Origin of the sequence: Caballeronia sp. LjRoot34 (assembly GCF_964253815.1) — a bacterium.
In the GTDB taxonomy this organism is placed as follows: Bacteria; Pseudomonadota; Gammaproteobacteria; order Burkholderiales; family Burkholderiaceae; genus Caballeronia.
Genome location: NZ_CAXUSB020000003.1, coordinates 108848 through 121017, shown reverse-complemented (window position 1 = coordinate 121017; position 12170 = coordinate 108848). Strand labels below are relative to the sequence as shown.

12 protein-coding genes and 1 pseudogene are annotated in these 12170 nt (G+C 59.2%); 8 read left to right on the top strand and 5 right to left on the bottom strand.

The features are described from left to right. Nucleotides 1–3 precede the first annotated feature (3 nt). Together ACSQ36_RS31585 and ACSQ36_RS31580 are read right to left on the bottom strand one after the other, a co-directional pair. Entirely contained in the window at nt 4–489 is a 486-nt protein-coding gene (locus tag ACSQ36_RS31585) for a tripartite tricarboxylate transporter TctB family protein (protein ID WP_436185079.1), read from the bottom strand. Between the two features lie 116 nt (nt 490–605). Then, nucleotides 606–1928, bottom strand: coding sequence for an MmgE/PrpD family protein (locus ACSQ36_RS31580; RefSeq protein ID WP_436185078.1), 1323 nt, complete (start codon nt 1926–1928; stop codon nt 606–608). 305 nt (nt 1929–2233) lie between these two features. Between ACSQ36_RS31580 and ACSQ36_RS31575 the strand changes: the two genes are divergently transcribed. The 8 genes and pseudogenes from ACSQ36_RS31575 (at nt 2234) to ACSQ36_RS31540 (ending at nt 10086) form a co-directional block, all read left to right on the top strand. Further along, nucleotides 2234–3046 carry an HpcH/HpaI aldolase family protein gene (locus ACSQ36_RS31575; RefSeq protein WP_436185077.1) on the top strand — a complete coding sequence of 271 codons (813 nt, stop codon included), beginning with the start codon at nt 2234–2236 and terminating at the stop codon, nt 3044–3046. Between the two features lie 52 nt (nt 3047–3098). Beyond that, on the top strand, nt 3099–3824 hold the full coding sequence (locus ACSQ36_RS31570; protein WP_436185076.1) for a GntR family transcriptional regulator: 726 nt from the start codon (nt 3099–3101) through the stop codon (nt 3822–3824). A gap of 43 nt (nt 3825–3867) precedes the next feature. Next, nucleotides 3868–4098 (top strand): annotated as a pseudogene (locus ACSQ36_RS31565) (hypothetical protein); the annotation flags it as partial. Between the two features lie 921 nt (nt 4099–5019). Then, nucleotides 5020–6174, top strand: a complete 1155-nt coding sequence (locus ACSQ36_RS31560; protein ID WP_436185075.1) for an amidohydrolase family protein — start codon at nt 5020–5022, stop codon at nt 6172–6174. Between the two features lie 232 nt (nt 6175–6406). Further along, nucleotides 6407–7423: an SGNH/GDSL hydrolase family protein gene (locus ACSQ36_RS31555; RefSeq protein ID WP_436185074.1), complete on the top strand. Its 1017-nt coding sequence runs from the start codon at nt 6407–6409 to the stop codon at nt 7421–7423. After that, entirely contained in the window at nt 7423–9252 is a 1830-nt protein-coding gene (locus ACSQ36_RS31550; RefSeq protein ID WP_436185073.1) for a carbamoyltransferase family protein, read from the top strand. The genes ACSQ36_RS31555 and ACSQ36_RS31550 overlap by 1 nt, the downstream gene beginning before the upstream one ends. Beyond that, nucleotides 9239–9547: a hypothetical protein gene (locus ACSQ36_RS31545; protein ID WP_213763673.1), complete on the top strand. Its 309-nt coding sequence runs from the start codon at nt 9239–9241 to the stop codon at nt 9545–9547. The genes ACSQ36_RS31550 and ACSQ36_RS31545 overlap by 14 nt, the downstream gene beginning before the upstream one ends. A gap of 77 nt (nt 9548–9624) precedes the next feature. Then, nucleotides 9625–10086, top strand: a complete 462-nt coding sequence (locus ACSQ36_RS31540; protein WP_436185072.1) for a flavin reductase — start codon at nt 9625–9627, stop codon at nt 10084–10086. 19 nt (nt 10087–10105) lie between these two features. Here the strand turns inward: ACSQ36_RS31540 and ACSQ36_RS31535 are convergent, their stop codons facing one another. The 3 genes from ACSQ36_RS31535 to ACSQ36_RS31525 form a co-directional block, all read right to left on the bottom strand. Beyond that, nucleotides 10106–10522: an FMN-dependent NADH-azoreductase gene (locus ACSQ36_RS31535; RefSeq protein ID WP_436185071.1), complete on the bottom strand. Its 417-nt coding sequence runs from the start codon at nt 10520–10522 to the stop codon at nt 10106–10108. A 136-nt stretch (nt 10523–10658) separates the two neighbouring features. After that, complete coding sequence (locus ACSQ36_RS31530) at nt 10659–10970, bottom strand: hypothetical protein (protein WP_436185070.1); 312 nt, start codon at nt 10968–10970, stop codon at nt 10659–10661. Between the two features lie 68 nt (nt 10971–11038). Next, nucleotides 11039–12166 carry an AbrB family transcriptional regulator gene (locus tag ACSQ36_RS31525; RefSeq protein WP_436185069.1) on the bottom strand — a complete coding sequence of 376 codons (1128 nt, stop codon included), beginning with the start codon at nt 12164–12166 and terminating at the stop codon, nt 11039–11041. Nucleotides 12167–12170 lie beyond the last annotated feature (4 nt).

Below are 12170 nucleotides of genomic sequence, written 5' to 3'. Positions count from 1 at the left end.
CGCTCAGGCTCCCCAGGCGAACAGGGGAAACTGCAGCTTCAGCGCCCACCAGAACACCACGACGCAGATGGCGCACATTGCCAGCGCGAGGATCGCCGCACTCCTGAGCGTGTTCTGCCGGTCGCCGAGCGCGGCAATGAAGACGATCGCGAACGTGGCGGGCAACAGGCCGCCGAACCGGCCGATCACGACGAAGGCGGCAATGCTGAGCATGATGCAAAACCAGCCGCGCCATTCGGGTCGAAGAGGGGCATCGTCGGCTTCGGCTTTTTGCCGGGCGCCCGCACTCATCGCGATCAGCATGCCGAGCAGCGCCAGGATGGCGCCCACGGAGACGGGAAAGAATCCCGGACCCATGCTGCGCAGATCGCCCATGCGGTACTGGAAGCCCATCCATGCCGCGCCGAGCCCGATCAGCAGCATCAGCACGCCGCCGTAATAGTCCCGGTGGATGTGGCCCGGGAAACCAGCCAGGTTGCTGCGTTCCATGTCAGGTGTCTCCTGATTGACGGGCGCGCAGCCGGATACGGGTTGTTCCGGCTGCTGCCCGCCTTGTTATGTGTTCGAGGCGGGGAAAATCGTACCCTGCGCCAGGCGTTGCCGGCTCAGTCTCGCAGTAGCGCCGTCAGGTCATGCAGGTTCGGCAAGTGTTCCAGCCGCAGAACATCCCGCAGCACGGTCTCCGTCTTCGGACCCAGAATGGGCGATGTCAGCCGACGGAATTTGGCAATGACCTTGTCGGACGAAGAAAGCAGCGTCTCTCCTTCGATACCTTCCAGAGCGCGGCTCCCGTTACCGTCAGTGATCGATACCGTGACCCGGTCCTTGCTGGCCGGGTCGATGACGAGGTCGATGCGTTCGGCCAACGCGAGCACGTCGGCGGCGTCGAAATGCTCGTAGAACGCGTAATCGTCAATGGGCTTGTCCAGCAGTGCAGCCGCCACGCAAAAGCGTGCGCTGACTTTGGCATGCAGTGAACTCTTGAAAGGGGCGACGTTGGTAAAGCCGGGGAAGGCGTACGTCGATGGGGACACCGTGACCGTGATCCGGGAGGTGGTGTCGGCCGGCAGGGGGCGTTGGCTGATCAGTTCCCGGGCAAGGGTCATCGGCGTCTGCACGAAAATGCAGACCGGGAATTCCTTATAGACGGTTTCTTCCAGCAGATAGCGTTCGCCGAGGCCTTGCGTCGCGTATTGAATATCGTCGAGCGTTCCGGCCATCGCGCTATAAAACCCCGCCTCGCCTTCGAATGCCAGAGGACTGGCGGTCGCGCCGCCCCGCGCGAGGAGCGCCGCGCTTACGCCATTACGGCAGGCCATGCCAACGTTGAGCTTGACCTCCGCCGTGCCGGTCAGGAAGCCTGCGCCGAAGCCGGACGCGAACACCGCCGCGCAGCCGAGCGCGTGACTGGTCTGCTCCGCGTCCAGCTTGAGCACGCGGGCCGCGGCTGCCGCGGCTGCGATCGTTCCCGCCACGCCCGTCGCCCTGAATTTCGACACCATGCCCGGTCCGCCCAGATACACCCTGCCCACGATCTCGTAGCCCAGGATCACCGCCGCGATCAGTTCGGCGCCGCTGGTGTCTTCCTGCTCGGCCAGCGCGAGTGCGGCGGGAAGCGTGACCGCGCCGGGGTGTGACTTGCAAAGAAAGTCGTCCTGCGAGCGGCCGTTCACGAGCGTTGCGTTGACCAGCGCGGCGTCGATGGCGGGTACGGTCCGGGCCTGCCCGATGATCGTTGCGCGGCCGCGATTGTCGCCGACAAGGGCCGCAGCAATGGCAGGCACGGGAAGGTCCCGCGCGGCAATCGCCGTGGCAAGCGAATCCAGGATGCGGATTTTCGCTTGTTCGATCAGCGCCGGTGGCAGGGTCTCGAACGAGAGCGTGGTGATGAACTGAGCAAATTGCTGGCTGATCGTTGTGTTGGACATGTCCGGAGTACGCTTTCGAGGCGAAAGGAAATGTGAACGCGGAACTGCCGCCATCAGGGTCGATGGGGGATGCGGTTGTCGGCAATAAATAAGCTATTGCTCTCACTCACTGTAGAAGTGTTGACACATGGATGTCAAGTATCTACGATCCCTAGTATTAAGCGGCGCTTGGGGCGAGGCGGATTGCCCAAGCGTGATATCGGTTTTCAACGGTTTGTTTATCGTCGCGTTCCTGTTGCCGGATGGTTGCCTAATGGTTGCCGACGGCTGGGCAGGCGAGGCGCACCCGCGAAGGGGCATCATCCATGCAGAGCATCAGGAATCACGCGAAAGCGCGTCTCGCTGCCGGAGAACTGGCGTTGGGCATGGGGTTGCGGCAGGCGCGCACCGTCGATATCGCGCAGATCGCGCACACCAGCGGTTTCGACTGGCTCTTCATCGACATGGAGCACAACTCGATGGATGTCGATGCCGCGGCGCAAATTTGCCAGGCCGCGCTCACGTCCGGCGTGACACCCATCATCCGTGTGCCGGGTCATGAATCCTTTCACGCAACGCGGCTCCTCGACAACGGTGCGATGGGCATTGTCGTGCCGCATGTCAGCACCGCCGCGCAGGCCGCGTGCATTGCCGACATGTGCCGTTTCCCGCCGGCCGGCAGCCGTTCCATTCCAGGCCTGTTGCCGCAAATGGGCTTCGAGGCGCATCCCATCGCGGATGTCGTGCGGGCCGTGAACGACGAAGTCCTGGTCGTTGCAATGATCGAGACACGAGAGGGTCTGGAAAATGTCGATGCAATCGCGGCGGTGCCGGGTATCGATGTGCTGCTTGTCGGTGCGACGGATCTCGCGGCCGAGTTGGGTGTGACGGGACAACTGGGCCATCCGCAGGTAGACGCAGCGATCGACGCCGTGTGCGCCGCCTGCGCGAAACACGGGAAGGTGGCGGGCGTGGGGGGTGTCTATATCGAGGCGCTGATGACGGCTTATATCCAGAAGGGCGCGCGCTTCATTCTCAGCGGATCCGATCTGGCCTTCCTCATGGCGGGTGCGCAGGCTCGCTCGGTCATGCTTCGCTCGATCCCGCTGCATGCCGCCGGCCAGACGGTGACATCATGAAGCCGATTGAGCCGATTGAGCCGATTGCCGACCGCGTACGAATGGATTGAACATGCCGCAAACAAAAACCATGTCGGGAGATGGACCCGTCATAGAAGTCAAAACGAATGCACGTGCGCCCGAGACGATAACCTCGAAGCTCGATGGAATACGCGAACAGGTTCGTGGAATGATTCAACGAGGGGAACTGCGACCCGGTGAACGCGTCAACGAGCAGGCCTTGGCCAACCATATCGGCGTGGGGCGCAACTCGGCGCGCGAGGTGCTCCGCGCGCTCGAGCAAGCCGGTCTCGTGCAGATCGTGCCCAATCGCGGCGCGCATGTAAGGCGTCTTTCTCTCGAGGAGGCCATGGACTTGTACGAAGTTCGCGCAGGCCTGGCGCGTACGGCGGGCCGGCTGGCGGCATTGCGCATGACGGGCGACGAGGAGCGTGCGCTGTGCGACTTGCTCGCGCGGATGGACCTCGCGAGCGAGGCTCATGACGCGCACCTTTATCAAAGCCTCAACATCGAGTTTCATCATCATCTGATGCTGGCAACCAAGAACCCGCGACTGATAAAAGTGAACCGGGCAGTCGAAGAAGAATTGACGCTGTACCTTCACAAAGGCGTTTACTCGCCCGTGCAGATGCGCCGCTCGGCAAACGAGCATCGCAATATTTTCGATGCACTGCGTAACGGCCAGGCCACTCAGGCCGCAGAGGCGTTCGAGTTCCACGTGCTGACCGGCAAGCAGCGAATGCTCGATACAGTATCGGTCCAGCCTGTTGGCCTTTAAGCAGGATGGGCCGTTATTCATTCATGTTTGCGGGATGGTTGGCTATCGGGCGGCAAGAGCCGACAACCCGGAGCCGACGAACGTAACGCACGCGTTCGTCAAAGCAGCGGCCGGGCTGAACAATAGGGCTGAAAACACTCATCAGCCGATACGCGAACGCCGCATGCCCCAGCGGGACTTTCTTCGGAGCGGGTGCGGCTTTCGCGAACCCTTTTTCGACCTGAAAGGCACGCAGGCATTCCTCTCGATCTTTGGGTCGATCCGGCAACACTTCCAAAATCTACCCCACGCTTTCTGAGGGACGCGCGTCCCTTCTGCTACTACGCCTCGCTCGCGATAAGTTGACGAAGCCATGCAAACTTATGCGAATTGATGACTTAATTTAGTTTGCACTACAAATAAAATCTTAGAATTAAAGTCGATTTTTCCTACGGCGCCGAGATTGCGAAGTAACGGAATTAACGCGGTCTACGGTGAGGGCGTCGGTCACCGCGCTGCGTTGCACAAGCGAATGCACGCGCTTGGCTCAGCGAGATGTAGTTGCGTCATTGCAATATCTTCTAGTCATCAAGGTAATGCCTGTTGCAGGTAAATCCAGCAGGTTTGCAGACCTTCCTTAAACCAAATGCCTTCTCTGTGACAACGGACGAGTCATGGCTTTTAGAGAGACCAATACATATACGCACCGTGGATACTCGCAATAGATTGTGTGGCTCCGCACATCGCCTTTCTCCTCAGCCATAGACACTTTCAACAAAATATGGGCGCGGCGGTCGTATGCATGTACGCAAGTGCGAAGCCGCCATGCCCGAATGAACTGGAGACGATCTATGACTGCGCACGCAGCGCGTCCGCCTTTGCCTGGGCGGCCCATGGTGCATGCCGAGGCCGCTACATGGTGGGGTTTATCACCCGATGGCCAGGCACGGGACTTCCCCGTTGATGTCCGGAGATCATCTCGTTCAAGAGCAACTTATTGCGTTGCAACGCGGTCCCATAAACGGTCGGCGTGTCAACGGCAACGCTCCGCATCTGAATCAGAAAATGGAAATGAACAAAGCTGGTATCTGCTGACGCGGCCGATGGTGACTCGGCCGATTCTCAACGTCGCTGCGCAATGTTCGAGAACACAAAGACAAAGGCCATTGCGGCAGCGCACCACGGCAGCTTCGTTCTCCTACTGTACAGGTGCAACATGAGCGTTTTAGAGAACCTTGCCGGCCGTACGACTCAATGGGTGATAGTCGATACGTCGTATTTCGATTCCACCACGCATAGCTTTATGCGCGGCGACATCGAAATAGACGGGGCGAAAATAGAACGTATCCTCCCGCCGAAAACATCGCGGCGCACGGAGGTTCTTCCTGGCCATGAGATTGTCTGCGTGCCGGGATTCATTAATGCCGATACTGGCCTGGATCAAGAAGACTGGCCTGAATACTCGCACGAACTCGCGCGCTGCGGAATCACGACTGCCGGTTCGTTCAATCGCGACTTACCCGATTGCGACGGATTCGAAGGCGAGAGCAGCGTAAGACGGCTGATTTACGTTGAGTTAGCGGAGAGCCAGTCCGGACCCGCAGGAATCGACAGGCAATCATTGGAGAGATTCGAGCGGGCCGCCAATTCAAGGGCATTCGACAGATGCACCTTATTGCCTGCCGTGGTTCCTCGAGAAATATGGTCGGCGTCGTCGTTGATAACAGTCACGTCACTTGCCGAGCGAGTGGGGCGGCGGCTTTGTGTGCGGCTTTCCGGGACAAAAGCCGACGCCCAAAATTATGTGGAAACGCGATTTTTTTCGGAAGTCGGCCTTCTTTCGTATCTGCACATTCTGACAGCCCATGTGACGATTTTCGAGCTTTCTCAGCTTTCTCGTCGAGACGTCATTATGCTGCGCGACTCTTCAGCGAGTCTCGTGTGCGCACCCAAGGCCATGAGCGAACCGTCGACTGGGCAGGGTTGCACGACACCATCGTTCAGAGATCGCGCGATAGGTCTTTCCCTTGGCAAGGATTCAATCGCGGATCTGAATCTGCATGCATCGATGCTCATGTCGTCGGCAACGCTGATGCACGCGTCCGAGAACAACACGCAAACCTGCAACGCACTCGTCGACGCGCTCACGCACTCGGCTGCATCGGCACTTGGACTCAACGACATCGGCGCAATAGCGGCGAATATGAAAGCCGATCTTTGCCTTTTCGATCGACCGTCCGATCTCTACGGCGGCTACGACAGTCTTCACTTCGTCAAACTGCTGCTTAGCGGAAGACCACGCCACGTATTGATTGATGGCTTGCCCGTAGTGGTCAATGGCGTGTTTGTTGGAGAAGCCGCTCATGTTTGATTCATCGATACGCAATGCGCAGCAAACTGGCTTGCCGACACGCCGGACGAGACGTGTCATGGCACCTGATCAAGAGTGTGTGGCTCCGCACATCGACAGCTAGTCGTGCGCCACACAATCTCGTACACAAGATTAGCGCGCTAGTCGAATCCTTGGCGGCACCAGGACGATAAGTTTTGGGATCCGACAAAACCGACAAGACCGCGCTACATAATTAAGACGGAGACAATCAATGAATGCGCGCGCAGATATTCCACCGCTGCACCGGCAACTGATGCAGCACGACGATATCCTCGGGTACAAATTCGCACCGGGTCTGAAAGTGAGAATCCCCCATGAGGGCGGTGGTTACCTTGTCAAGACCAATAAAGAGGGCTTCCGTTGCGATAACGAAGTGACGTCTAAAAAGCCCCAGGCACGCCGGGTCCTTGTGTTCGGCGACTCTTACACGGCGGGGGATGGCGTCAGCAACGGCAAACGGTATTCAGACGTTCTGGAGCAAACGCTTGAAGATGCGGAAGTCCTGAACTTCGGATTGAGCGGCAGCGGTACCGACCAGCAATATCTGATCTTCCAGAAATATGCGGAAGAGATCGAATATGACGCCGTGGTGATCAGCGTCCTCGTGGAGAACATTGAGCGCAACGTCGCAAAATCGCGGGAATGGACGGACCGCTCGGGAGAATCGCTATACGTATCCAAGCCGTGGTTCGAATTATCTTCGTCCGGCGAGTTGAGCCTGAAGGGGGTGCCAGTCCCGGTGCCGCAGAAGAAAGGATCGGAACAAGTGGCGGACCAGGGTGGGGTGGACGTCCTCGCGACAGCCCGAAAAATGGTGAACAAGTTGGGACCCGGCTTCAAGGACAAGGTCCAGAAACTCACGCGATTCCAGCCCCTTCCGGATTACGACTCGGCGGATAACTATGGCTGGCGGCTTATGCAAGCCATTCTCACCAAGTGGGTATCCGAGTTGAGCGAGTTGAACGTGCCGGTCATGATCGCGGTGATTCCCGTCTACCAGTACGTGGAAAAGACCGCAAGTTATGCGGACGTCCGCAAACGCTTCAATGAGTTTGCGAATGCGACCGGGGCACCCGTCCATCACGTGATAGATGATCTTTGGCCCTACCCCGCCGACGTCCGGAGATCGTTCCGATTTCAATCGGACGTTCACTTGACGCCACTGGCGCATAAAACGATCGGTGAATCGATAGCCAGATATCTCGCACCGTTGCTCGGGGAAAAATAATGACACGATACGTACTGGGTATCTCGGCGTTTTATCACGACTCAGCCGCGGCGATCCTGAAAGACGGAAAGATCATTGCGGCAGCGCAGGAAGAGCGATTCACCCGGCGCAAACACGATCCGGGTTTCCCGCGTGGGGCAATCAATTATTGCCTCGAAGAGGCGGAGATGGACGGCAGCGACCTGGCCGCAATCGCTTTCTACGACGATCCTGCATTGACCGCCGACCGGATCATCAGATCCTCGATTGCATTTGCACCCGAGTCGGAAAAATTCTTCACGAAGGCCGTCAAATCGTTTTTCGGAGTAAAACCTTATTTCAAGGAGCAGGTTGAGGAAATGCTCAACTGCGACGTGCCCATTTACTTTGCGCGCCACCACTATTCACACGCCGCGTCGGCTTTTTTTCCGTCCCCTTTTGAAGAGGCTGCGGTGCTCTGCGTCGATGGCGTCGGAGAATGGGCTACCACGAGCCTTGGAGTAGGCCGGGGCAGCAAGCTCGATATCCTCAAGGAAATCCGCTATCCGCATTCTCTCGGGCTGCTCTACAGCGCCTTTACGTACTACTGCGGCTTCAAGGTGAACAGTGGTGAGTACAAGTTGATGGGACTTGCACCCTATGGCCAGCCCATTTACGCCGACAAGATCAAGGACCACCTGATCGATATCAAAGCTGATGGCTCATTCAGGCTGAACCTCGATTTCTTCGATTATCACCGGGGTTTGACGCTGACCAACGATCGCTTTCACGAACTCTTCGGTGCAGGACCTCGCCAGCCGGAGTCCAGAATCAGCCGCCGCGAAATGGATCTGGCGGCATCGATCCAGAGCGTGACAGAAGAAGTCATGCTCAAGATCTGCAGGTTCTTGCGAGCGCTCACCGGCGCTTCGAAATTGTGCCTCGCGGGCGGTGTCGCGCTGAACTGTGTAGCCAACGGCAAGATCCTGCGCGCAGGCATTTTCGATGAAATATGGATACAGCCCGCGGCGGGCGACGCCGGCGGCGCCATTGGCGCCGCGTATCTCGCGGACTTCGAGATGTCAGGGGGGCATAGGCCGGCCATATCGGCGGACTCGGACTCTCAGGGTGGCAGTTTCATCGGGCCTGAATACAAGAACGACGAAATCCTTGCTTTCCTGCAGCGTTCGGGTGCGGTGTATCACCCACTCGACAGTGCAGACGGTGGCGCGGCAGAGATTGCGGCATTGCTCGCCGAGGAGAAGATCGTCGGGATGTTTTCCGGGCGCATGGAGTTCGGTCCCCGGTCGCTTGGCGGCCGCTCCATACTCGGAGATCCGCGCGGCGCGTCGACGCAGTCACGCATGAATCTGAAAATCAAGTTTCGCGAATCGTTCAGGCCTTTTGCGCCGATCGTTCTGCGGGAGCGCGCGTCCGAGTATTTCGAACTCGATTCGGACAGCCCTTATATGTTGCTGGTGGCGCCAGTCAAAGAGGCTCATCGTTTGACTCCGGATGCCGCCTCCGATCCCGACGACATGCTTCAGATCGTCAACGCGGTGCGAAGCGATGTTCCTGCCATTACGCATGTTGATTACAGCGCCCGTATTCAGACCGTGACGGAGGACGTCAATCCGCGCATGTTCTCCGTGTTGAAAGCGTTCGAATCGTTGACCGGATGTCCGCTCCTCGTGAACACCTCGTTCAATGTTCGCGGCGAGCCGATCGTGTGCACGCCGGAGGACGCGTATCGCTGCTTCATGAGAACGGAAATCGACGTGCTTGTCCTGGGTGACTATGCATTGCATCGCGCTGAACAGACGGTGACTGAAACCGACGATTCCTGGAAACTGGAGTATGAACTTGACTGACGCCGACCTGAATCAATTCTTCGCTTCGAAGCTTGCGCCGCTTCAGGCAGTCGTTTCGCCGTTCATTCCGGTGAAGGCGGACCCGAGTTGCGAGTCCTACTTCGAAGATGTGTTCGAGCCTGAACCCATCATCAGCCAGGCCGATACGATCACGTCGCTGGTGGATATCTGGCATCGGCTTGGACTCGAACCGCTTGCCGCGCTGGAACCGGATTTCCGCAAGCTCGCGAACGCACTCCGGGCGACTGACGTGCAAACGCAAAAGGTGTCGAACTTCATCTACGCGATGTATTAGGCGTTCGCGAGTCGAGCGGGCGGGCATCGACACGGCAAGCCACACAGACCATCGCGCAGACAATCTATCGCGAGGCAATGGCTCGACTCGGTGCCGCGGTGAATGTCGTCACAACCGATGGCCCTGCGGGTCGCGCAGGCTTCACAGCATCGGCCGTATGCAGCGTGACCGACAGTACGCCCATATTGCTGGTGTGCGTGAATCGCACTTCATCTTTGCATGCACGCGTACTGAACAACGGCGTGCTGTGCGTGAACACGCTGAGCGACCAGCACGAGGAATTGTCGCGCCTCTTCGGTGGCAAGACGACCGCAAAGGAGCGGTTTTCTGCTGGAACCTGGGGGACGCTTGAGACCGGTGCGCCTGTGCTCCGCGATGCATTGGTGGCGTTCGACTGTCGAGTGATGGAAGTCGTCCAGCAGCGAACCCATGACGTGTTGTTCTGCCAGGTTCAAGCCATCGGCGACAGCGAGGGAAAGCAGGCAGGACTCGTGTACTTCGGGCGCCGGTACCACACGCTATCGCATGTGGACGCGTGAAGTTGTGGGCGGCGTCGGGTCACGCAGGGAGTCTTGATGCACCGTACAAACCGTTGAGGCTCTGTCCGTCGAACGTGAACAGCAGGTCCTTCTGCGACACCGCATCAATCAGATGTTTGAGCCTGTACGGAATGCCGAAATTCCACATTGGCGTGCTGATGACAATGCCGTCGGCGCGTGTAAAGCGCCCGGCGAGTTGCCCGATCTGCTGCCACGCCTGGTCCTGTTCGGCGCTCAGCGGCGTGCCCTCGAGACCGGCGTATTTCGCGCCGAGCGCCGGGCCATCGAACGGCGGCAATTCGGTGTGCCAGACATCGAGGGTATCCACCTCGCCTTGTGGATAGCGGGCACGCCAGTGCGTGATGAGACCGTGGGCGACATCGAGCGAAGCGGAACGCTCGGCGCGTGGTGACGCGATGACGTGAAGCAGGCGCATGGGACCTTCGACAGGTGAGGTGGGCTGCCTGGATTATGGGCGCGCGACGAGCAGGAATATAGGGGAACAAGTCAGCATTCAAAATTCCCCGCTGAGGAACAGTGTCCTCTTAATCTCCCTGCAATGCCGGTCGCTGTCAGCTCAGTTGCTTGTCGCGTTGAACCTTGCCGAAATGAAGCGACAGGTAGATCCCCATCACAAGGCCGCCTGCAAGTCCCGCTACGGCATCCAGCCCGATATCCGGCATGCTCGCGTGGCGCGCGGCGATCAGAAGGCACAGGGCCAGGTTGGCGAATCCCCACAGGACGTTGACGATCGGCGGAGAATTTCCCACGCCTCTTGGCCGGGCAAACGGCGTAGGAAATGAAAACCCCTGCAAGCCGGAAGCAAGGTGCGGGACGCAATTGCACAGAAGCGCTCCGGCGAGAAACACCCAAACGTGCTGCATGTGATTACCTCGATGGTAGTAGGAAATTGAATGGGGCTGACGCGCCGTGCCGCCGCCTCAGTTATCTGCTATCTGTTATCTGTTGATGAAGCGGCGGCGGCGACGTTCGCGTTCGCCGTGGCGCGCCGCGCGAGGAATCTGGCGGTGGCGGGTCCAATGGCCAGCACGGCGACAAAGCGCGCCATCTGCATGGCCATCACGAAGCGGACATCGACGTTGCTCGACGCCGCGATGATCGCGACAGAATCTGCGCCTCCAGGACTCGTCGCCAGATAGGCCGTGAGGGGATCGACACCGGCTACCGCCACAAGCACTGCGCCTATCGCGCCGCACACCACGATCAAGGCCAGCGAGCATGCAATGATGCGGGGCAACGCCCGAGCGGCATGAGCGAGAAGAGGGCGTGTGAATCTCAGGCCGATTCGCCAGCCCACGAATGCATAGGCAATGGCCAGCAACCAGCGCGGCAGTTCGATGCTCAGCCAGCCATGGTGAACCATGACGACGCCCGCCACGAGGGTCACGAGCATCGGGCCCATGGGGATTCGCAGCCGTTGTCCGAGGAGAGGACCCAGCACCGCGAGGGCAAGCGTCTTGGCGAACGGCAGCCACGCGATTGCAGGAAACCAGGTGACGGCCGCCACGGCGTGATGCGGGTTTGCACCGACTACTTTCGCCAGGACGGAAGCGATTGCCGCAACCATGAGGACTCGCAAGTATTGCATGACCGCAACCAACTGCGCGTCTGCGCCGAAGGCCTCGGCCATCAAGGTCATCACGGTTGCCGCCCCCGGGCTGACGCCCCACAGGGCGGTCGTACCCGGCAGGACACGCATGCGGACCAGAACCCACCCGAGGATGCCGCTTGCCACGATCACGGATAAAACGCCTGCTGCAAAGACCGGCCAATGGACGCCAAGCTCGCCCCCGGTTGATGACGGCAGCATCCTGGCAATCATGCAGCCGATGATCCCCTGCACCGGCACAAATGCATGCCGGGAAAGCCGCAGTTTTCCGCCATTGCCGCTGATAACGATTCCCGCCAGCAGCGGACCGATCAGCATGGCAGCGGGCACGCCGAGCCAGAAGAGGACGGCGCCGAACCCGAGCGAGAGGCCAATGAGCGCAGTCCATTGGACGGCTGGCCTCGATCTTTCAATCCACCCCGAGGGCCGTTGAAGCGTTTGTTGAGTCATGAGC